The following is a 20,320-nucleotide window of genomic DNA, read 5'->3' on the forward strand; positions in this document are numbered from 1 at the left end:
TGATCTGCGGAGAGAATGTTGATTTCAGCCGCTACAACCATTTTTTCCAGCGGAACAGTAGCAGCATCGCAATACTGATGGTTGCCATTGCGCCCAGTACAACAAAAAATCCCGTGTGCCATTCCAGCCCCGGCATGTATGTGAAGTTCATCCCGTAAATGCCTGTTATCAGCGTCAATGGCATGAATATCGTAGTGATGACAGTAAGAACTTTCATGACGGTACTGATGCGAAAGCTTACGCTTGATAAATAAATATCGAGCATACCTGCCGTGACATCGCGCAGCGATTCAATCGATTCGATAACGTGGACAGTATGATCATACACATCCCGCAGGTAGAGCAGGGTATTGCGTGTAAACAGGGGTGAATCTCCACGCTGCAGCGAACTGATCACCTCGCGGAGGGGCCACAGCGCCCTGCGTAAAAAAACGCCTTCACGTTTGAGTCTTTGAATAGATTGCAAGGTCCTCGGCTGAGGACGGGCGACCAGTTCTGTTTCCAGCGTCTCGGTTTTTTCATCGAGGCGTTCAAGAATGCTGAAGTAGGTGTCGACTACTGCATCAACCAGGCTGTACATCAGGAAATCGGCGCCAAGCTTTGTGCTTTGACCTTTGCCGGACCGCAGGCGGTCGCGGACCGACTGGAACTGAACACCATTCGCTTCCAGAAACGACAGCACGAAATCCTTGCCGAGCACGAGGCTGATCTGCTCGGAATATATTCTCTCTTCTGCTCCTGTGGTTTCATACCCGAAGGTTTTGAGCACCACGTACAGGTAATCTCCGTAATCCTCCACCTTGGAGCGCTGCTCTGTGTTGAATATGTCTTCCAGTACCAGAGGGTGAAGGTTAAAACACGCGCCGATTTGCTCGATCATGCGGATGTCGCCGAGTCCCTGCAGGTTGATCCACTTGACCCCGGAAGCGTGTTTGATCTTTTCGGCGAGTTCCGCGGGAGCCACCTCGGATTCACGCACACTTTCCGGGTCGTAATCCAGCAAGGTTATGCCGGGTGCTACGCCTTTCTTTGCCCGGATATGTGAAGGCGAGCCCGGTGGCAGGCCTGCTTTCGTGGATCTCTTTTTGGAATGGGATGTCATCGGGTCGGATGATGGTTCTATGCAGATGCAGACAGCTTGCTTCCGTCGGCTTCGGTTATACCAAAACGAAAGCCAAGGGCATCCCACTGTTCAATTTCGGCCAACAGTGCATTATGTGTCAGGGGATTACGTTCCAGCCACTTTCTTTCAAGACATAAACTGAATTCCTTGTCCCGAAGGCTGACCTCCAGTCTTGGAAGTCTCGTCTCACCGCGGCTGCGATGAAACAATGCCGCGAGGCGAAGCGCAAACAGCAGGGCGAAATCAGGCTGCTCCATGATGCGTCCACGCGCTTTGCCGATATCGCCCCGATGGCCGAGCGCAAGCATGCTTAAGTGCTCCTGCTCCCTCTGGGAAAAACCTGGCATGTCGGCGTTGCCCAGGATATATGCAGAATGCTTGTGATAACCGGAGTGCGCGACCGAAATACCTACTTCATGCAGGCGGGCAGCCCATGAGAGAGCTTGCAGATGTTCTTCTCCATCATCAAGGAAGGCTGCCAGCAGTTGCCTTCCAAGCAGAAGCGCAGTCGATTCCACCCGCCTTGCCTGCGCGCCATCCACATGGTACCGGCGCATGAACTGCCTGACCGTTACTTCGCGCATGTCATGCTTATGAAAACGCCCCAGCAGATCGTACAGCACGCCCTGGCGCAAGGCGCCCATGCCTTGCGCCATTTGGGAAATTCCCAGCTCTGCGAACGCGGCGGACATGATGGCGAAACCGCCGGCTATGACAGGCGCCCGATCGCTCCGGATGCCCGCGAGGTCGAGTTTTTTGATGTCGTCCACCTTGAGCAGATGATTGCGAAAATTTTCCAACCCTTCTCGGGTGATCTCTCCGTTGCTGCTTCCACTGTCGAGCTGGTTCAACCGGATGATATCGCCTAAGGCGCGTGCTGTGCCGGATGATCCGTATGCGAGTTGCCAGTGTTCACTGGAAAATTCCCTTGCGATCGCCTGAATATCGCTGCGGGCCGAAAGTTCGGCACGGTTCATTGCATCCCTGCTGATCCTGCCGCCCGGAAAAAAGCGCAGGCTATAGCTGACGCAACCCATATAGAGGCTTTCCAGCTTGACGGGTTTCAGTCTGCGGCCAATGATAAATTCAGTAGAACCGCCCCCGATGTCCATCACCAGGCGAGCATCAGGAGAAGCAGGGAGGCCGTGCGCAACGCCCAGATAGATGAGGCGCGCCTCTTCGTGACCCGAGATGACTTCAATGGGAAAACCGATCGCTGCCTCGGCTTTTTTGAGAAATACGGCCGCATTTTTCGCCACCCTGAGAGTGTTAGTCGCAACCGCACGTACGGCATGGGGGGGGAAGCCGCGCAGGCGTTCACTGAAGCGCTTGAGACAGGCCAGGGCGCGTGCCTGGGAATCCTCATCCAGGCGCTTGTCGGGAGTAAGACCGGCGGCAAGACGGACCATTTCGCGCAGATTGTCCAGCGGATAAAGCTGTCTGCCTTCCACTCGCGCGACTTGCAAACGAAAGCTGTTGGAGCCGAGATCTACCGCCGCAAGTGTGGAGTATCCGGGCATGGGGTCTATTGGCAGGCGTCCGGGCGGCGGGAGGACCTACTCCCGTATTTCGCGCTCGATTTCTTCAACCGTGACGTGACGCACATCTCTGCCCTTTACCATGTATACCACATATTCGGACATGTTCTTGGCATGATCGCCGATGCGCTCGATCGCTTTTGCAATAAACAGGATTTCCAGGGCAGTCGATATCTTGCGCGGATCTTCCATCATGAAAGTGATAAGTTGGCGCATGATGGAGCGGAATTCCTCATCCACAAGCTCGTCCTGGCGCACTACCTGAGCGGCGGCGGTGAGGTCCAGGCGCGCAAAAGCGTCCAGCGATTTGCGCAGCATCTCCAGCGCAACGTTGGCCACATGTCGTATCTCGACGAAACGAGGCATGTGCATGCGGTCCGCGGCATAGATCAGTTTGGCCATGCGCGCGATCTTTTCCGCTTCATCCCCGATGCGCTCGAGGTCGGTAATGGTTTTGATGACCGTCATGATCATGCGTAAATCACCCGCAGCTGGCTGCCGGCGCGCGATGATCTGATTGCAGATCTCGTCTATCGATACCTCCATCGCATTGACCCGGTGGTCATCGGCGATGATATTTTCGATCAGACTCTCGTTGCCGGTGATCAGCGCTTCAATCGCTTTTTCGATCTGCTCTTCCACGAATCCGCCCATATGCAACACACGTGTGCGCACCGCTTCGAGATCCGCGTCAAATTGCTTGGATATATGTTCGTGGCTTCCCATTTCTCACCTTTGGATCGATTGAAAGCAAAAAATAACAAAGGATAATACCGGTCTGTTGTCCCAATTCTACCGATCTTTGACCTGCCCTCAGACAGCAATGGTGCGAACGCCTCCTTCGCCACCCAGCAACAGCAAATCCGCAGGGCGTCTTGCAAACAGGCCATTGGTTACGACGCCGGTGATCTGATTGAGTTCGGTCTCCAGTTCAACGGGATTCAGGATCTGCAAGCCATGCACATCAAGAATCAGGTTACCGTTATCGGTAGTAAATCCCTCCCTGAGCACGGGCTGTCCCCCCAGGCGTATTATCTCGCGCGCCACATAACTGCGCGCCATCGGAATGACCTCCACGGGCAGAGGAAACTTGCCGAGCACGTTCACGAGCTTGCTTTGGTCCGCAATGCAGATGAATTTTTTCGCCACGGCGGCCACGACTTTTTCCCGGGTCAGTGCTCCGCCGCCCCCTTTTATCATATGCAGGTACGGCGTTATCTCGTCGGCGCCATCCACATATAACGGAAGCTCGTCGACATTGTTCAGGTCCATGACCTCGATTCCATGCCCCCTGAGGCGCCGGGCGGTTGCTTCTGAACTTGCTACCGTTCCATCGATTCTGCTTCTGATGTCAGCCAGTTCGTCTATGAAGTAGTTGGCGGTAGAGCCGGTGCCGACTCCCACGATGCAGCCTGCGGGAATATGTTGAATAGCGGCGCGCGCGGCCGCACGTTTCTGCTCGTCCTGGTTCATGATGTTATTTTTTATGCCTGAAAATATTGACTGTTTATGAGCATAATACTATCAGTCCATTTTAACAATGAAGCTGGACATTTAGGGTTTCCCGGCATGCTAAAATGCTCAACCTTTAAAATCGCAACCCATTTCGATGAAAAACAGTTACCTCGAAAGAATCCTTACCGCGCGGGTTTATGACGTCGCGGTAGAGAGTCCCCTGGAGCTTGCGCCGAATCTGTCCACACGTATAAATAATCAATTATTCCTGAAACGGGAAGATGTGCAGGATGTTTTCTCGTTCAAGGTGCGGGGAGCTTACAACAAAATGGTCAAGCTTTCTCCCGCGGCACTCGAACGCGGAGTGGTGACGGCCTCTGCCGGCAATCATGCGCAAGGTGTAGCCCTCGCTGCGCAGCGACTGAACTGCCGGGCAACCATCGTGATGCCTGTCACCACGCCCCAGATCAAGTTGCAGGCAGTCGAGGCACGCGGGGCGACAGTGGTTTCCTTCGGTGATTCCTATGACGAAGCCTATGCGCACGCGCACGAATTCGCCGAAAAGAATCAGGTAACCTTTGTACACCCCTATGACGATCCCGACGTCATTGCCGGGCAGGGAACGATCGGAATGGAAATACTGCGCCAGCATCCGGGTGAAATTCATGCGATATTCGCGCCCATCGGTGGAGGTGGGTTGATTTCGGGTATTGCGGCTTATGTAAAAAGGCTCTATCCGGAAATCAGGATTATCGGTGTGGAACCTGTCGACGCCGATTCCATGTATCAGTCGCTGAAAAAGAACCGCCGTGTCCGGTTGCCGCGAGTGGGATTGTTTGCAGACGGGGTCGCTGTCAAGCAGGTGGGAGTGGAAACTTTTCATTTATGCCGCGAACTGGTCGATGAGATCCTGCTTGTAGACACTGACGCCATCTGTGCGGCAATCAAGGATGTGTTCGAGGATACGCGCGCCATACTTGAACCTTCGGGAGCGCTCTCGATTGCAGGTGCCAAGGCTTATGCAAAGCGGGAAGGTATCCGCGGTAAGAACCTGATTGCGATCGCCTCAGGTGCGAATATGAATTTCGACCGGCTCCGTCATGTGTCCGAACGGGCGGAACTGGGTGAGCAGCGGGAAGCGGTCATGGCGGTGACGATTCCCGAGGAGCCCGGCAGTTTCAAGAAGTTCTGCGCAATGCTGGGACCGAGAAGCATTACCGAGTTCAACTATCGTTTTGCCGGCCAAAAGGAGGCTCATGTGTTTGTAGGAGTGTCGGTAAAAAACCGGGAGGAAGCGGCGAAACTGATCAAGGACCTGGAGAGCAACGGCTTGCGCACCGAGGATTTGAGCGACAATGAAATGGCGAAATTGCATATCCGCCATCTCGTGGGCGGGCATGCACGTGATGTTAAAAATGAAATCGTCTATCGTTTTGAATTCCCCGATCGTCCAGGAGCGCTCATGCAATTTCTGAACAGCATGAGCCATCATTGGAATATCAGCCTGTTTCATTACCGTAACCACGGGGCAGACTATGGACGGGTGTTGGTCGGCATGGAGGTGCCGCCGGAGGAGAAAGCGGATTTCCAGGCATTTCTCGCTCAACTCGACAATCGTTATTGGGATGAAACCCAGAATCCAGCCTACAAATTATTCCTGGGATAGGAACAGATAGCGCTGACTATTTATCTCCCGACAAGTTTTGTGCGCCCTCGAAATCGAATATTGCGTGGGTTGCAGTGCTTAAACCTTCAATAGTCCAAATCAGATGAATACAGTCGTGTAAAACAGACGGTTTTGAAGGTTTCACAGTCGTGTGTCCGGGAGCTAAGGAAAAATTCAGAATGAAATGCATGCGAAAGCGCAGCAACCGGATTCCGTACGGAGTAGGTTGTTTTTTATTGATCTTCATGAGCAACAGCGCTGTTCAGGCGATTGATATAGCAGAGTTGTTGAGGGAGAGCGGTGTAAGGGCGGGAGGATGGATCAATGCAGGGGCAACCTATAACCCCAGCAATCCCGTCAACGGATACAACGGCACCGTTACCTTTGCAGACCGCGCCAACCGGTTTCAGTTGAATCAGTTCAATCTTTATCTCCAGCGCACGGTGGTCACGGAAGGCAAGGCTTTTGATCTCGGCGGGCGTGTCGATTTCATGTTCGGCACCGACGCGATCTATACCCAGGCTTTCGGTGTTCCGCCATTCGACGTGAATACAGGTCAAGCCTTGAATAGGGGCCACTGGGATCTGAATATATGCTGCTCATCGACACGAACGTACGGCATCGCGCTACCGCAAGCGTATCTCGAAGCCTATATACCGTTGGGTAATGGCTTGAACATCAAGGCAGGCCATTTTTATTCACCGACAGGGTATGAAACCGTTCCTGCACCTGACAATTTTTTTTACACTCACGCCTATACCTTTAACAATGGGGAACCGTTCACCCACACGGGTGCCGTAGGGAACTATACCGTCAACGGGAATTGGTCGGTAATGGGGGGCGTCATCACCGGGAGCGCAACCGGTGGCTGGGATGGCGGATTTGACAGAGAGCTGGGAAACTGGGGAGGGCTGGGTGGTATTACCTGGGTCAGCGACGACAAAAGGACTTCGGCCAACATCACGGGGAGCTACAGTGCGACGTCCACCCGCAGCAACAGACCATGGGGAATGTACAACATTGTGCTGCAACACAGGCTCACACCGAAAACCCACCTGGTTCTACACCACGTTCACGGCTATGCCGGCGGCGTTTTGCTGGGAGGGGTGCCAAAGAATGCCGAATGGTATGGCATCAATACTCACCTCTATTATGACCTGTTGGAAGACCTTTCGGTGGGTATTCGCGGTGAATGGTTCCGCGACCGGGACGGTTTTCGCGTCTCTTCGCCTTTTCGCGTGGTAGCTGCGCTCAACCATACCGGCGCCAGTTTTGCAGGCGATCCATCAGCTGTGATCGCGGCGCCTGCGGACTACTATGAAATCACCTTCGGAATGAACTGGAAGCCCTCGAAAAGGTTGCGGCTGGACTGGAAGCCAATGCAAAAGCTGAACATTCGTCCAAATATCCGCTACGACCGTGCCGACGGCATTGACCACTCGCTCCGGCCTTTCAACAACAAGAAGGATCAGATCATATTTTCCCTCGATGCGATTATTCCCTTCTGAAGCTGGAAGGGCGCGGGGAAAACTGTCTATCGAAGAGGGAAGTAAGATGGGAAAATAGTCTATCAGACTGTCAGCTTCTCAGCCTGTCATTCCCCGCCGCCGCTGTCCTGGCCATCCTCCCGTATAGATAGCTTTTTTCCTCGTAGTGTTCCAGCAACCTCCTCTCTTCCTCGGCGCCCAATGTTATAAGTACCTGCTCCTGTCTGCCGCTTCCATCGCTTTCGCTCATTCTCCATCTCTTTGTGAGCGAGGAGGATGACTTCACAAATTCTTGACAAAAATATAACACTTTCTTTATTTATCTCATGTTACGTTTCAAACAGAATAACAATTTTCGTGGTAGTGTTTTGCCAAGGGGAGCCAATCATGAAACGCCTACCGAAACGCAGAAGTGGAATGATCTTTGCTTCTGCGGTCAGCCTGTTTACAACTCTCGAGAATCCCGACAGCGCTTACGCCAATACCGCATTGGAATGGTTCAAGGACAATGGCATCAGGCTCGGCGGCTGGATCAACGGCGGCGCGACTTTCAATCCTAGCCAGCTCACCGGTTTCAACGGTACGGTAACATTTGCCGACCGCTCCAACCGATTTCAGTTAAACCAGTTCAATATTTATGTGCAACGTCCCGTGGTAGCCGAGGGTAGCACCTGGGACTTCGGCGGGCGTATCGATTTCATGTTCGGAACGGATGCCATTTTTACCCAGGCTTATGGCGTTCCCGCGTTCGACGCGAATACAGGCCAGCCTTTAAACAGGAGCAATTGGGATCTTGATGTGTGCTGCGCTTCAACCCGATATTATGGGATTGCGTTTCCGCAGGCTTTTGCCGAAGCCTATGTTCCCGTGGGGAACGGATTGAACGTCAAGGTGGGCCATTTTTACACCCCCATCGGCTACGAGTCGGTACCGGCGCCGGACAATTTCTTCTACACTCATGCCTATACCATGCAGTATGGGGAGCCGTTCACGCATACCGGCGTGCTGGGCAACTATAAGATCACGCAAAACTTGACCTTCATGGGGGGCGTTACCACAGGTAGCGCCACCGGCGGCTGGGATGGCGGGTTCGACAAGCAGTTGGGCAATTGGGGGGGGATTGCGGGCATTACCTGGACCAGCGAGGATATGGGAACGTCGGCCAATATCAGCGGAACCTACGGCGCAACCTCGACACGCAGCAATGAGCCATGGATGTTGTACAGCATGGTGCTGAAGCATAAATTCACCGACAAGACCCATTTTGTGCTGCAACACGACCACGGTTTTGCGGGGAATGTTCTCCTGAATAATGTCTTTTATAGTAACGTGATCAAGGATGCCGAATGGTACGGCATCAACACGCATCTGTATTACGACCTCATGCCGGAATTGACGATTGGGGTGCGAGCCGAGTGGTTCCGCGACCGGGATGGGTTTCGTGTATTTTCACCGGGACGGGTGGCTGCCGCCACCGACAATCGGGGGTTCAGTTACGCGCTTGGACGCAATCAGCTTGGCAATAGCACCAGCAGTCCGGCTGATTATTATGCAGTCACGGTAGGCATGAACTGGAGGGCGGCGAAGAGGCTGAAGCTCGACTGGAAGCCATTGCAGCAGTTCAATATTCGTCCAAACGTTCGCTACGACGCTGCGGACGGACTGCATGGCATTGATTATCGGCCTTTTGGTGGGCATAAAGATCAGGTGGTTTTATCCCTTGATTTTATGGTTCCGTTTTGATTTCCTGATTTCCACTTTCTCCGCCCGCTACAGGGTCTAATCTGTAACGCCGAAACGGGGGAGAACGGGACAGGTTCGCGTTTCAGAGCGCTTCTATCGTTAGCGCGGCCGAAATTGCAACATCATTTTCACGTGAGGAATTCCGGCATCCAGGAATTCCGGTCCTGACTGCAGGAAACCAAACCTGCTATAAAACCCGGTTGCGTGTGTCTGCGCGTTCAAGGTAACTGTAGGAAGCTGCCGGTTTTCCACTTCCTTCAGCAACCGATCCATGAGTGCGCTACCCACTCCTTTGCATCGCCAATTCCTCAATACGGCCATGCGTCCGATCGAAGCATCCGGTAGCAATCTTGCCGTACCTATCGGATTTCCCGAAGGAGTCATCGCCAGCAGATGTACGCAAACGACGTCGAACTCGTCCCATTCAAGTTCCGCAGGTACTCCTTGTTCCCTGATAAAAACCGCTTCTCGTACTGCTCGTAGTGCCGGACCATCTTCCTGCCAGCTTGCCGCGCGTACTATGCAGAGATTCATATTGGTTCGACTGGTCCTGGTAATCCGCCAGTATGACGGAAGCTTCTGCTCCTGCACTGTCTGCCGCTGCCTATCGGGAGATAGGCTTTCCAGCTATTCGAAAGGGTGGCGCAATACAATCGTTTCTTCCCGATCCGGTCCGGTCGATATCATGTCTATCGATACCTCACACACTTCTTCCATACGCTTGAGATAGTTGCGTGCGGCCATTGGCAGTTGTTCGAAATCGCGGATACCGACCGTGCTCCCGCTCCACCCCGGCATTTCCTCGTAAACCGGTTCGCAGGAGGCAAGTTCCTCTGCACCTACCGGCATGATGCCACTGAATTTTTCTTCCTCTCCATTTCCCGTCAGTTTATAGCCCACGCCCAGCCGCAGGGTTTCAACACCATCCATCACGTCAAGCTTGGTGACGCACAACCCGGAGACGCCATTGATCTGGATGGAACGTTTCAGGGCAGCGGCATCGAACCAGCCACAGCGCCGCGGACGTCCCGTGGTTGCACCGAATTCATTACCGCGCTTGGCGAGATGCCTGCCGACCTCATTATCCAGTTCGGTTGGAAAGGGTCCCGCTCCCACGCGCGTGGTATATGCCTTGGTGATTCCCAGCACATAGTGCAACATCTGGGGGCCGATTCCGCTTCCTGTTGTCGCGGCACCGGCAATGCAATTGCTGGACGTAACAAATGGGTAAGTGCCATGATCGATATCGAGCAGCGCTCCCTGTGCGCCCTCAAACAGAAGATTCGCGCCTGCCCTGTTGGCTTCGAATAAAAGCCGCGGCACATCGGCAACCATGGGGCGGATGCGTTCCACCAATGAGAGCGTCTCGTCCATGGTTTGCTGAAAATCGACGACTGGCGATTGAAAATAGTTCTTCAACACGAAATTGTGATAATCCAGTATCTCGCCCAGCTTCGCCGCGAAGCGGTCACGATGAAACAGATCCTGCAGACGGACGGCGCGTCGCGCCACCTTGTCCTCGTATGCCGGCCCAATACCTCGTCCGGTCGTGCCGATTTTACCCAATCCTCTGGCGATCTCCCGCGCGTTATCCAGGGCAACGTGACAAGGTAGAATGAGAGGACAAGCCTCGCTGATACGAAGCCGGTTAAGCACGTCGACGCCTGCGCGCTCCAGCATACCGACTTCATCCAGGAGCGCCTGCGGCGACACAACCACGCCATTACCGATATAGCAGGCGACGTTCTTACGGAGAATTCCGGAAGGAATCAGGTGCAGCACGGTTTGCGTGCCACCAATGACAAGTGTATGACCTGCGTTGTGTCCTCCCTGGAAGCGCACCACACCCTGTGCCTGATCCGTAAGCCAGTCCACGATCTTGCCCTTGCCTTCATCGCCCCACTGTGTTCCTATGACAACTACATTTTTGCTCATATCGCTTCTTTAACGTTTAAACCTCTGTAATGTTTGAAAGGTAAAGAGAGGAAGAACTTTTCTTCCTAAAGCTGGCCAATGACTGGCATTCAGGTCGGTGCATTCACTATCGACCACACCCCGTTTTCCGATACGAGTTTTTTATCGCAATTGAAGGAGCTGGCGTCATTTTCATGACCCGGCAGGGCAATTATAACGATCTGGCCTTCGTTACGAAGCTGTTCGATTTTCTTTTCCAGCGTTCTGTCCTCCTTTATGAACGGGGCCAGAATTCCTCTGGGATAAGAGTCCGAGGGCATCAAACCGGATAACTCCCGCAGGTCCATGCTGAAACCTGTTGCGGGCCGCGCTCTCCCGAATGCTTTTCCAACCTCGTCGTAGCGTCCACCCACTGCGATTGCATTGGGACAGTTGTCGGTATATGCGGCAAAGACCATGCCACTGTGGTAGTGATATCCGCGCAAGTCGGCGAGATCGAATGCCAATGTATCCACAAGCGGGCCCAGTTCGCCCGCTACCATTTCGAGCTCGTCCAGCGCCCCCATGATTTCGGGGTAGGGCGGGAGGGCGCTGCGCGCCAATGTCAACACATTCTCGTCTCCGTAGAGCTCGGGTAACAGCAGGAGCGCCTCCCGCACCGAAGCATCCACCTGTTTTTTCAGCCCGGCACAGAGCTCCTTCAATGTTGCCTTATCTTTCCCCTGCAAGGCTCCGGACAATTCCATTTCCAAGGCAGGTGAGATATCTGTACTTCTGATCAAGCCGCGAAATACCGCGACATGGCCGAGATCGAGGTGTATGTTTCCCACACCGGCGATTGCGAGAGATTGCAGCATCAGACGCTGGATTTCCAGATCGCTTTCAAGTCCCTGATGACCGTAAAGTTCCGCGCCGATCTGCAACGGTTCCCGGGTCCGGGTCAGGCCCGACGGCCGTGCGTGCAGCACGCTGCCCGCATAACAAAGCCGGGTGATGCCCCTCCGGTTCAGAAGGTGTGCATCGATGCGAGCCACCTGTGGCGTCATGTCCGCGCGCAAGCCCATCATGCGGCCGCTCAGTTGATCAACCACCTTAAGCACGCGCAAATTCATTTGCCTCCCGCTACCAGTGAGAAGCGATTCCACATATTCCAGCAACGGTGGCCCCACGAGTTCGTAGCCGTTCACGAACAACCAGTCCAATACCCGCCGGCGCATCATTTCTATCTTCAACGCCTCGGCGGGCAGAATGTCCTCAATATATTCGGGAAGAGCCCATGCACTCATATTCATGTCGGGGTCGTAATCAAGACAGGATAAAGGAGGGTATGGAGGGTATGGAAAGAACTATTTCACAAGATAGAGCAGGAGCAATCCGATCAGCATGGAGGTCAGGCCGATAAAACGTATCTGGTTGTCGCCGACTTCCGTCAGTTTTCTGAAAGCCTCGCGCCATGCACCGGGCATCAGAAAGGGAAGCAGTCCCTCAAGCACCAGCATCAGGGCAAAGGCCATTAACAGAGTGTCCCACATATTGAAATAACCCAAGCAGATCGGACGCTTACTGTGTCAGGCGACACCGAAGCGGGTGTCTGCCCGGGAATTCGCTGGAGAAATCGTCAGGAATTACCACTCTATGTGGGATCATTTACAGCGTGGGAAAAAGACTGGAGAAGCGAGGAGCGATATTCGACCCGGCCATGGAATTACTGTGTCGATAGCCCTGAAGCAGCCAGCCATACTCCCGGACAGCTGCTTCATCCGAATGAGCTATTTACCGGCACATCTATTTCCCTCCTCGCCCCGAGTTCCTCATATACTTGAAAAACTCGGAGTTCGGTTCCAGTACCATGATATCACTCTTGTTTTTAAAGCTTTGTTTGTAGGCGTCGAGGCTGCGATAAAAAGAATAGAATTCCGGATTCGACTCGAAGGCGCTGGCATAGATACCCGACGCTTTCGCATCGCCTTCACCCTTTGTTTCCTGGGCTTTCCGGTAGGCTTCGGCAAGAATGACCTCGCGCTGACGATCCGCATCCGCGCGAATCTTCTCGGATTCCGCAGCGCCGGTCGAACGCAGTTCATTCGCCACACGTTTCCGCTCGGCCTCCATTCTACGGTAGACCGATTCACTTACTTCCTGCGGCAGGTCTACTCTCTTCAAACGAACGTCTACGACTTCCACTCCGATTTTACGCGCATCCGCATCGGCCTTTTGCCGCATGATTTCCATGATTTTGTCGCGCTCGCCGGACACGACGTCATGTACCGTCCGATTACCGAATTCATCGCGCAAGCTTGAGTTGACTGTTTGCGACAGGCGCGTCTGGGCGAGCATCTCGTCCCCGCGCACGCTGACATAGTACTGCTTGACGTCCACGATACGCCACTTCACGAACAGATCCACCAGAACGTTCTTTTTTTCGGACGTTATGAAGCGTTCCGGCTCGGCGGTATCCATAGTCAGAATGCGCGAGTCAAAGTAACGCACGTTCTGCGCCAGCGGGATTTTGAAATAAAGACCCGGAGATGTCTTTACATCCACCACTTCACCCAGCTGGAACAGGATTGCTTGCTGCCGCTGGTCGACTATATACAGTGACGAGCTTGCCACAAGAAACAGGACGATAAGGACAGCCAATAACATTGGGGTATAGTTTTTCACTTATCTTGTCTCCCGTTCGCGGCCACGAAATGCTTCCCGGGTGCGGGTAGCTGCGTCTGCGGCAGGTTCCGGCGGCGACGCAGGCTGTGTCTCCGGTACTGTGCCAGACGAGGAAGAAGGTCCGCTCATATGAATCAGCTTGTCCAACGGCAGATAAAGCAGATTATTGCCATTTTTCTGGTCCACGATAATTTTGCTGGTGTTGGAAAGCACCTGTTCCATCATATCCAGATAAAGCCGGTCACGTGTCACGCCCGGCGCCTTGCTGTATTCAACGAGAACCTGCTTGAAGCGGCTCGCCTCACCTTCGGAACTCGCAATCACCCGTTGCTTGTACCCCTCAGCCTCTTCGAGGAGGCGGGCCGCATTACCTTTGGCCTTCGGAATCACATCATTCGCATAGGCCTGGCCTTCGTTTTTCTGCCGTTCCCTATCCTGTCCGGCTTTGACTGCGTCATCGAACGCCGCCTGTACCTGTTCGGGCGGTTGGGCATTCTGCATCGTCACCTTGCTGATGGCGATGCCGATCTTGTAGCGGTCAAGGATGTCCTGCATCAGCTCGGTGGCTTTTGCCGCCACCTGTTCACGCCCTTCATAGAGCACGAAGTCCATCTTGCTCTTTCCGATGATTTCCCGTATCGCGGTTTCCGCTGCTTGTAGCACGGCGTTTTCGGGGTCACGATTGGTGAACAGGAAGTCCTCCGGGTTTTTCAGGATGTATTGCACGGCGAACTGGATATCGATGATGTTCTCGTCGTCGGTCAACATGAGCGACTCCTTCAGTACCTTGCTCCGGACATTGTTACGATAGCCGATTTCAACAGTCCGCACCTGGCTTACGTTAACGGGTTCAACGACCTCGATAGGGTAGGGCAGATGCCAGCGCAAGCCTGCCTGCGTACTCTCCACATATTTTCCGAATCGCAACACGATACCGCGCTGGCCCTCGTTGACGATATAAAATCCGCTTCCTATCCACAACAGCAGAAGCAATCCGGCAAGCAGTCCGACGCCCCCGCTGTATTTTTTGGGACCGACCGGAGGACCGCCTTCATCGCCTCCTGAACTGTCGCGCCTTCCTCCACCCTTGCGCTTCAACAGGTTGTTGAGCTTCTTGTTAAAATTTCGCCACAACTGATCCAGATCGGGTGGACCGGAATTGCCTTTTTTTCTTCCCCACTGAGGATCATTTAATCCCATGATGATTCCTATTTTTTTGTTTAATGGAGCAGCCCATCAAACTCTACCGTGAAAAACCCCGAACCAGATTTGTGGAAAGCAAAAATTCCTGCATTATTTGACATTCAGTGATACCCGCTCGTTATATCCCGGGCTTCCGACTGATTATCGGGCTCTCGTAAAGCCGCGCGCTCCCCGAGTTCTTCGGACAATGCCAGATTAATAAATTCCAGCCCTTCACCGGTTTTGGCGCTCAATCGAACTTGTACGATTCTACCATACTCGTCCCGCTGGTAACCCGCAGAGCTTCCCGGCAAATCGATCAGGTCTGCCTTGTTCAGCACCAGTATTTGTGGAATGCGGTCAGCGCCGATTTCCTTCAGCACCTTGTTGACTTCATCAATCTGTTCGCTGCGATTGGAGCTGCTGGCATCCACGACGTGGAGCAACAGATCTGCTTGCACCGTTTCTTCCAGTGTCGCCCGGAATGCTGCCACCAGCGTGTGCGGCAGATCCCGGATGAAGCCCACCGTGTCGGAAAGTACGAGCGGACCGCGACCCGCGATAAACAGCTTGCGGGTGGTGGCATCGAGGGTTGCAAACAACTGATCAGCAACATAGGTGTGAGCGCGAGTGAGTCTATTGAAAAGAGTGGACTTGCCGGCATTGGTATAACCGACCAAAGAAACCGACATCACTTGCGCACGCTGTCTGGCGCGCCGTTGCAGAGCTCTTTGGCGTTCGAATTTAGCGAGCTTTTCTTTCAGCACCTTGACACGTTTTCCGAGCAGGCGGCGATCGGTTTCCAACTGTGTTTCACCAGGGCCGCGCAGACCGATACCGCCCTTCTGCCGCTCGAGGTGCGTCCAGCCCCGCACCAGCCGGGTGGCCAGATGTTCGAGCTGGGCAAGTTCCACCTGCAACTTGCCTTCGTGACTCTTTGCGCGCTGCGCGAAAATGTCCAGGATAAGGCTCGTACGATCGATGACCCGCCGCCTGAACCGCTGCTCCAGATTACGCTGCTGGGCAGGCGAAAGATCATGATTGAAAATAACCAGCGAAGCGCCGGTCTGCTCCACTGCGCCCATTATTTCGTCAACTTTCCCGCTACCTGCGAAAGTCGCAGGATCCGGGCGAAGCCGTTTCCCCAGCACTACAGCGGAAATTGCAAGGCGATCACTGGCGGCCAGTTGCCGTAATTCTTCGAGGTTTTCTGCGGAGTCGCTGTCGTTTAGATCAAGACTTACCAGAACAGCAGAATCAACAGGGGCGTTAGTGTCGGGCGCGTTCCCACTAGAGGAATCAAGCATCAGATATAGGGGGCGCCTCAAATGGAATGTTGACAGCTCTTGCGGGGACTACCGTAGAAATTGCGTGCTTGTAGACCATCTGGGTGACGGTATTCTTCAACAGCACTACATACTGATCGAATGAATCGATGTGTCCCTGCAATTTGATTCCATTTACCAGATAAATCGAAACCGGAATATGTTCCTTCCGCAAGGTATTCAGAAACGGGTCTTGTAACAATTGCCCTTTAGCGCTCATACGTGACTCCGTGTTTTAATTATTCAAAAAATAACTCTACTTGATTTTGAAGCGTAAATCCATATTCCTGCTGAGAGCGGCTGAAGGTCGAATCGGGCAGGTATAAAGAGAGTTATAGGCCAGTTTGCGCCTATTTCCAATATAAATATTCCGCCAGCTATCAGGTACGCCATTGCCGAACCTTATCCGGACTATATAGCAGCCCGGATAAGGTTCGAGTCCTGTTTTCTCTGCCGATGAGCAGAGGCCTCTCGCCGATCAATCGAAGGGATGAGGTTTGGGTGTATCCTTGGTCGAGGGGGGAAGAATAGGCAAAGTGAGATGCGGTTGCTTGCCGGTCAACGTCTTCAGAAATGACACGATTTTGGCATTCTCTTCCTTGGTGAAATTGCGTCCCAATTGTATCCGGCCCATGGTATTCACCGCATCTTCCAGAGTTGCAGCGGCGCCGTCATGGAAATAGGGATAGGTCAGTTCCACATTTCGCAATGTAGGCACCTTGAAGAACAGGCGGTCCTCCTCCTTGCCGGTCACGGCAAAACGGCCTTCAGCCTTGCTCTGAGTTTTATAGGCTTCACGTACGCCCATTTTCTGGAACGACGCGCCGCCTACGGCAGGTCCATTGTGGCAACCGGTGCACCCCGCGTCCTTGAACAGCTTATACCCTTCGAGTTCCGTCTTGTTGATGGCGTTCTTGTCGCCCTTGAGCCATTTGTCGAAGCGGGAGCCGGGCGTTACCAGCGTTTCTTCGAAAGCAGCTATAGCGTCCGTTACCATGCCTATATCGAGCTTGTCCGAACTGTATATCTGCTTGAAGCGCGCCCTGTACTGGGGAATGGATTGCAGCACGCCTACTGCCAATTCATGACTGAATCCCATTTCCCCCGGATTGGCAATAGGACCGCCCGCCTGATCTTTCAGGTCCTTGGCGCGGCCGTCCCAGAATTGGGCCAGATTCAGACTGGAGTTCAATACCGTGGGCGAATTGATCGGACCCTGATGCCACTTATGGCCAATGGATGATGGGAGATTGTCGGATCCACCCATGCTCAGGTTATGGCAGGAGTTGCACGAGATGAAGCCGGACTTGGAAAGACGGGGATCAAAAAAAAGCATTTTGCCCAGTTCCACCTTGTTTTCATTCTTGGGCTTGGCTGCCTCGATCGGTTGTATGGGTTCGTCGGCGGCAGCGGCCAGGGCAGGCGGAGCGGCAATCGTTCCAACAGCTAGCAGCGACGTTATTAATGCCCGCAATATCATCGTAATCTCCTAAAAAACTCGGCTGTAGTGGCGCAGCCGGTTACGCCTACATCGGAAAACTGAGGGCAGGGCTATCAGCCAGCTGAGTATGGGCACAACTGTTCGCGAGTATATCCGATAGCCGCAATATCAATATTAAAGGCAGTGTGTAAACAGCTAACAGCTTTGCTGTCAGCTGCCTGATACGCATCAGTTCCCGTTGCGGCGGCAGTGGCACCTCTGGCGGTGGTACTGCAACGCGCTGCTGCAATGCGGTTGCTTATTCGGACTGCTTGGCGGTGCTGCCTGCGAGCTGCCCGCTGGCGGAATAGTCGTATTTTTCATATCCACTGCACCCGAAGGGAACAGGCGGACGATTCAGCAGGCGTGCCAGTTCCGTCAGTGCCTGGCAGTAAACCTGGCGTTTAAACTCGACTACCGACTCCAGCTCTACCCAGTACTGATTCCACCGCCACGCGTCAAATTCAGGGCGCCCGCTGGTGTGGAGCGAAACGTCGCAATCACTCCCCAACATGCGCAGCAGATACCAGATCTGTTTCTGCCCCCGGTAATTTCCCCGCCAGTCGCGCTTTATCCATTGAGCAGGTACATCGTATCGGAGCCAGTCGCGGGTGCGGCCGAGGATTTGCACGTGCCAGGGGCGCAAGCCTACTTCCTCAGTCAATTCACGATACATTGCCTGTTCCGGAGTTTCGCCGGGCTTTATACCTCCCTGAGGAAATTGCCAGGAATCCTGTCTGATGCGCTTGCCCCAAAATACCTCGTTCTTCGAATTGAGTAGAATGATTCCTACATTTGAGCGATATCCATTACGGTCGATCATATGATTCACCCATTTGATCCTTCACGATAGGGTTAGATTTTTCCACATTTCGTGTCGGATTGAAAGCTGTCGCTGATTGGACGCACTGGAGGAGTGGCAACTGCATTATTGTTTGAACACTTTGCTTTTCAGATTCCTCATGGTCAACCTGCGCTGCTTTTCAGAGTAAAATCGGAGATTGGACTTGTTATGGACAGGATATGCGAGCATCAGGTTTTTTTATTTCGACACTCAAGGAAGCACCCGCCGAAGCGGAATTGATCAGTCACAAGCTGATGCTGAGGGCAGGTCTCATCCGGCGCCTGGGAAGCGGTCTCTACACATGGATGCCGCTCGGCTTGAAGGTTCTGCGCAAAGTCGAAGACATCGTGCGGGAGGAAATGGATGCGGCGGGGGCACTGGAACTGCTGATGCCGGCCGTGCAGCCTGCGGAGCTATGGCGGGAGACAGGGCGATGGGATGTCTTTGGCCCCCAGATGTTGAAAATCAGGGATAGACACGAGCGCGATTTCTGTTTTGGTCCAACCCATGAGGAGGTCATCACGGATATTGCACGGCGTGAAATCAAGAGTTACCGGCAGTTACCCCTCAATTTTTATCAGATACAAACCAAATTTCGCGACGAGGTTCGCCCCCGCTTCGGCGTCATGCGCGCGCGCGAATTCGTGATGAAAGATGCGTATTCGTTCCACGCCGATATCCATAGCCTGGAAGAAACCTATCAGGCGATGCATGTGGCCTATTGCCGGATATTCGATCGCCTGGGGCTGAGGTTTCGTCCGGTCAAGGCCGATACGGGTGCGATTGGTGGCAGCAGTTCGCACGAATTTCATGTCCTGGCCGATTCCGGCGAAGACGCCATCGCTTTTTGTCCTGATTCCGATTACGCAGCGAATGTTGAAATGGCCGAGTCGTTGCCACCGGCAGCACCGCGGGGACCTGCCGTGGGCGAGATGCGGAAAGTGCGAACCATCGCCAAAAAGACCTGCGAAGAGGTTGCCGCCTGTCTTGATGTTTCCATCGAACAGACGGTAAAAACGCTGGCGGTCGTGGCCAATGGCCGGATGTATCTTCTGCTGCTGCGTGGCGATCACCATCTCAACGAGACAAAGGTTCGAAAAATTCCTTTTCTTTCCGATTTCCGGCTTGCCAGCGAAGAAGAAATTCGCGCAGAAACCGGCTGTATTCCCGGATTTATCGGCCCAACCGGATTGTCTCTTCCCGTTATCGCGGACCGTACCGTAGCGGTCATGAGTAATTTCGTGTGTGGCGCCAATGAAGAGGATTACCACCTCGTTAGCGTCAATTTCGGGCGTGATTTGAAAGAGCCGGATCATGTTTTCGATATTCGCAACGTGGTTTCCGGCGACTTGTCGCCGGACGGAAAAGGTAAGCTGGAAATCTGCCGCGGCATAGAAGTCGGCCATATTTTCCAATTGCTCACAAAGTATTCGGAAGCGATGAAAGCCAGTTATCTCGATGAATCCGGGCAATCGCGCCCCATGGAAATGGGCTGCTACGGGATCGGGGTTTCACGCATCGTGGCGGCCGCCATCGAGCAGAACCATGACGAGCGCGGCATTATATTTCCCGCGGCAATGGCGCCATTCCAGGTAGTCATCATTCCGATCGGGTTGAAGAAGAATGCAGAGGTGAGGGCTGAAGCGGAGAAACTATACGCGGCGCTTTCCAGCGCCAGCATCGAAGTTCTGCTCGACGACCGGGATGACCGTCCCGGCGTAATGTTCGCCGATATGGAACTGATCGGTATTCCTCACCGGGTTGTCGTCGGCGAGCGAGGCTTGAAGGAAGGAAACGCCGAGTACCGGGGGCGGCGCGACGAAAAATCGGTGGTCATCCCGCTTCCTGAGATTGAAGATTTTATTAAATCAAAACTGGCTGGCGGTTGATGGCTGAATC

The 20,320-nt window shown here is 53.7% G+C and carries 19 protein-coding genes; 4 read left to right on the forward strand and 15 right to left on the reverse strand.

All coding sequences use genetic code 11. The annotated features are described in order from the left end of the window. Positions 1 to 31: 31 nt before the first annotated feature. From corA to rpiA, 4 genes are all read right to left on the reverse strand, one after another. Positions 32 to 1,102, reverse strand: a complete 1,071-nt coding sequence (gene corA, locus ACZ5BW_RS02145) for a magnesium/cobalt transporter CorA (RefSeq protein WP_464542082.1) — start codon at positions 1,100 to 1,102, stop codon at positions 32 to 34. A gap of 17 nt (positions 1,103 to 1,119) precedes the next feature. Next, the gene (gene ppx, locus ACZ5BW_RS02150; protein ID WP_464542084.1) at positions 1,120 to 2,643 is read right to left on the reverse strand and encodes an exopolyphosphatase; all 1,524 of its coding nucleotides are present in this window, start codon (positions 2,641 to 2,643) and stop codon (positions 1,120 to 1,122) included. 36 nt (positions 2,644 to 2,679) lie between these two features. Then, positions 2,680 to 3,387 carry a phosphate signaling complex protein PhoU gene (phoU, locus tag ACZ5BW_RS02155; RefSeq protein ID WP_011379797.1) on the reverse strand — a complete coding sequence of 236 codons (708 nt, stop codon included), beginning with the start codon at positions 3,385 to 3,387 and terminating at the stop codon, positions 2,680 to 2,682. 87 nt (positions 3,388 to 3,474) lie between these two features. Further along, positions 3,475 to 4,134: a ribose-5-phosphate isomerase RpiA gene (rpiA, locus tag ACZ5BW_RS02160; protein ID WP_464542086.1), complete on the reverse strand. Its 660-nt coding sequence runs from the start codon at positions 4,132 to 4,134 to the stop codon at positions 3,475 to 3,477. 136 nt (positions 4,135 to 4,270) lie between these two features. Between rpiA and ilvA the strand changes: the two genes are divergently transcribed. Together ilvA and ACZ5BW_RS02170 are read left to right on the forward strand one after the other, a co-directional pair. Further along, entirely contained in the window at positions 4,271 to 5,782 is a 1,512-nt protein-coding gene (ilvA, locus tag ACZ5BW_RS02165) for a threonine ammonia-lyase, biosynthetic (protein WP_464542088.1), read from the forward strand. 179 nt (positions 5,783 to 5,961) lie between these two features. Then, the gene (locus ACZ5BW_RS02170) at positions 5,962 to 7,290 is read left to right on the forward strand and encodes a porin (protein ID WP_464542090.1); all 1,329 of its coding nucleotides are present in this window, start codon (positions 5,962 to 5,964) and stop codon (positions 7,288 to 7,290) included. Positions 7,291 to 7,360: 70 nt separating this feature from the next. Here the strand turns inward: ACZ5BW_RS02170 and ACZ5BW_RS02175 are convergent, their stop codons facing one another. Continuing rightward, a complete protein-coding gene (locus ACZ5BW_RS02175; RefSeq protein ID WP_464542092.1) occupies positions 7,361 to 7,519 on the reverse strand; it encodes a hypothetical protein in 159 nt (52 codons plus the stop codon). Between the two features lie 137 nt (positions 7,520 to 7,656). Here ACZ5BW_RS02175 and ACZ5BW_RS02180 point away from each other — a divergent pair, with 137 nt between their 5' ends. Then, positions 7,657 to 9,012 carry a porin gene (locus tag ACZ5BW_RS02180; protein WP_464542094.1) on the forward strand — a complete coding sequence of 452 codons (1,356 nt, stop codon included), beginning with the start codon at positions 7,657 to 7,659 and terminating at the stop codon, positions 9,010 to 9,012. A gap of 99 nt (positions 9,013 to 9,111) precedes the next feature. Here the strand turns inward: ACZ5BW_RS02180 and ACZ5BW_RS02185 are convergent, their stop codons facing one another. The 10 genes from ACZ5BW_RS02185 to ACZ5BW_RS02230 all read right to left on the reverse strand — a co-directional run bounded on the left by ACZ5BW_RS02185 (position 9,112) and on the right by ACZ5BW_RS02230 (position 18,400). Then, positions 9,112 to 9,546: a GNAT family N-acetyltransferase gene (locus ACZ5BW_RS02185; protein WP_464542096.1), complete on the reverse strand. Its 435-nt coding sequence runs from the start codon at positions 9,544 to 9,546 to the stop codon at positions 9,112 to 9,114. A gap of 93 nt (positions 9,547 to 9,639) precedes the next feature. Beyond that, complete coding sequence (locus tag ACZ5BW_RS02190; protein WP_464542098.1) at positions 9,640 to 10,947, reverse strand: adenylosuccinate synthase; 1,308 nt, start codon at positions 10,945 to 10,947, stop codon at positions 9,640 to 9,642. An 89-nt stretch (positions 10,948 to 11,036) separates the two neighbouring features. Further along, positions 11,037 to 12,212, reverse strand: a complete 1,176-nt coding sequence (locus ACZ5BW_RS02195; protein ID WP_464543751.1) for an ATP phosphoribosyltransferase regulatory subunit — start codon at positions 12,210 to 12,212, stop codon at positions 11,037 to 11,039. Between the two features lie 60 nt (positions 12,213 to 12,272). Beyond that, positions 12,273 to 12,458: a DUF2065 domain-containing protein gene (locus ACZ5BW_RS02200; RefSeq protein ID WP_464542100.1), complete on the reverse strand. Its 186-nt coding sequence runs from the start codon at positions 12,456 to 12,458 to the stop codon at positions 12,273 to 12,275. A 253-nt stretch (positions 12,459 to 12,711) separates the two neighbouring features. After that, positions 12,712 to 13,572 (reverse strand): protease modulator HflC, encoded by an 861-nt coding sequence (gene hflC, locus ACZ5BW_RS02205; RefSeq protein WP_464543752.1) that lies wholly within the window; start codon positions 13,570 to 13,572, stop codon positions 12,712 to 12,714. 18 nt (positions 13,573 to 13,590) lie between these two features. Further along, on the reverse strand, positions 13,591 to 14,790 hold the full coding sequence (gene hflK, locus ACZ5BW_RS02210; protein WP_464542102.1) for an FtsH protease activity modulator HflK: 1,200 nt from the start codon (positions 14,788 to 14,790) through the stop codon (positions 13,591 to 13,593). Positions 14,791 to 14,894: 104 nt separating this feature from the next. Beyond that, entirely contained in the window at positions 14,895 to 16,079 is a 1,185-nt protein-coding gene (hflX, locus tag ACZ5BW_RS02215; protein ID WP_464542104.1) for a GTPase HflX, read from the reverse strand. After that, positions 16,072 to 16,317 (reverse strand): RNA chaperone Hfq, encoded by a 246-nt coding sequence (hfq, locus tag ACZ5BW_RS02220; RefSeq protein ID WP_011379809.1) that lies wholly within the window; start codon positions 16,315 to 16,317, stop codon positions 16,072 to 16,074. Before hfq ends, hflX begins: the two co-directional genes overlap by 8 nt. A 258-nt stretch (positions 16,318 to 16,575) precedes the next feature. Then, positions 16,576 to 17,577: a cytochrome-c peroxidase gene (locus ACZ5BW_RS02225; protein ID WP_464542106.1), complete on the reverse strand. Its 1,002-nt coding sequence runs from the start codon at positions 17,575 to 17,577 to the stop codon at positions 16,576 to 16,578. A gap of 259 nt (positions 17,578 to 17,836) precedes the next feature. Beyond that, the gene (locus ACZ5BW_RS02230) at positions 17,837 to 18,400 is read right to left on the reverse strand and encodes an RNA pyrophosphohydrolase (protein ID WP_464542108.1); all 564 of its coding nucleotides are present in this window, start codon (positions 18,398 to 18,400) and stop codon (positions 17,837 to 17,839) included. Positions 18,401 to 18,600: 200 nt separating this feature from the next. Here ACZ5BW_RS02230 and ACZ5BW_RS02235 point away from each other — a divergent pair, with 200 nt between their 5' ends. Next, positions 18,601 to 20,310, forward strand: coding sequence for a proline--tRNA ligase (locus tag ACZ5BW_RS02235; RefSeq protein ID WP_464542110.1), 1,710 nt, complete (start codon positions 18,601 to 18,603; stop codon positions 20,308 to 20,310). Positions 20,311 to 20,320 lie beyond the last annotated feature (10 nt).

Source organism: Nitrosospira sp. TNL300 (assembly GCF_055385915.1).

What these genes read in the sequence shown, in the direction of transcription:
- corA (WP_464542082.1), bottom strand. Translation starts at nt 1,102, where the DNA reads ATGACATCCCATTCCAAAAAGAGATCCACGAAAGCAGGCCTGCCACCG.
- ppx (WP_464542084.1), bottom strand. Translation starts at nt 2,643, where the DNA reads ATGCCCGGATACTCCACACTTGCGGCGGTAGATCTCGGCTCCAACAGC.
- phoU (WP_011379797.1), bottom strand. Translation starts at nt 3,387, where the DNA reads ATGGGAAGCCACGAACATATATCCAAGCAATTTGACGCGGATCTCGAA.
- rpiA (WP_464542086.1), bottom strand. Translation starts at nt 4,134, where the DNA reads ATGAACCAGGACGAGCAGAAACGTGCGGCCGCGCGCGCCGCTATTCAA.
- ilvA (WP_464542088.1), top strand. Translation starts at nt 4,271, where the DNA reads ATGAAAAACAGTTACCTCGAAAGAATCCTTACCGCGCGGGTTTATGAC.
- ACZ5BW_RS02170 (WP_464542090.1), top strand. Translation starts at nt 5,962, where the DNA reads ATGAAATGCATGCGAAAGCGCAGCAACCGGATTCCGTACGGAGTAGGT.
- ACZ5BW_RS02175 (WP_464542092.1), bottom strand. Translation starts at nt 7,519, where the DNA reads ATGAGCGAAAGCGATGGAAGCGGCAGACAGGAGCAGGTACTTATAACA.
- ACZ5BW_RS02180 (WP_464542094.1), top strand. Translation starts at nt 7,657, where the DNA reads ATGAAACGCCTACCGAAACGCAGAAGTGGAATGATCTTTGCTTCTGCG.
- ACZ5BW_RS02185 (WP_464542096.1), bottom strand. Translation starts at nt 9,546, where the DNA reads ATGAATCTCTGCATAGTACGCGCGGCAAGCTGGCAGGAAGATGGTCCG.
- ACZ5BW_RS02190 (WP_464542098.1), bottom strand. Translation starts at nt 10,947, where the DNA reads ATGAGCAAAAATGTAGTTGTCATAGGAACACAGTGGGGCGATGAAGGC.
- ACZ5BW_RS02195 (WP_464543751.1), bottom strand. Translation starts at nt 12,212, where the DNA reads ATGAGTGCATGGGCTCTTCCCGAATATATTGAGGACATTCTGCCCGCC.
- ACZ5BW_RS02200 (WP_464542100.1), bottom strand. Translation starts at nt 12,458, where the DNA reads ATGTGGGACACTCTGTTAATGGCCTTTGCCCTGATGCTGGTGCTTGAG.
- hflC (WP_464543752.1), bottom strand. Translation starts at nt 13,572, where the DNA reads ATGTTATTGGCTGTCCTTATCGTCCTGTTTCTTGTGGCAAGCTCGTCA.
- hflK (WP_464542102.1), bottom strand. Translation starts at nt 14,790, where the DNA reads ATGGGATTAAATGATCCTCAGTGGGGAAGAAAAAAAGGCAATTCCGGT.
- hflX (WP_464542104.1), bottom strand. Translation starts at nt 16,079, where the DNA reads ATGCTTGATTCCTCTAGTGGGAACGCGCCCGACACTAACGCCCCTGTT.
- hfq (WP_011379809.1), bottom strand. Translation starts at nt 16,317, where the DNA reads ATGAGCGCTAAAGGGCAATTGTTACAAGACCCGTTTCTGAATACCTTG.
- ACZ5BW_RS02225 (WP_464542106.1), bottom strand. Translation starts at nt 17,577, where the DNA reads ATGATATTGCGGGCATTAATAACGTCGCTGCTAGCTGTTGGAACGATT.
- ACZ5BW_RS02230 (WP_464542108.1), bottom strand. Translation starts at nt 18,400, where the DNA reads ATGATCGACCGTAATGGATATCGCTCAAATGTAGGAATCATTCTACTC.
- ACZ5BW_RS02235 (WP_464542110.1), top strand. Translation starts at nt 18,601, where the DNA reads ATGCGAGCATCAGGTTTTTTTATTTCGACACTCAAGGAAGCACCCGCC.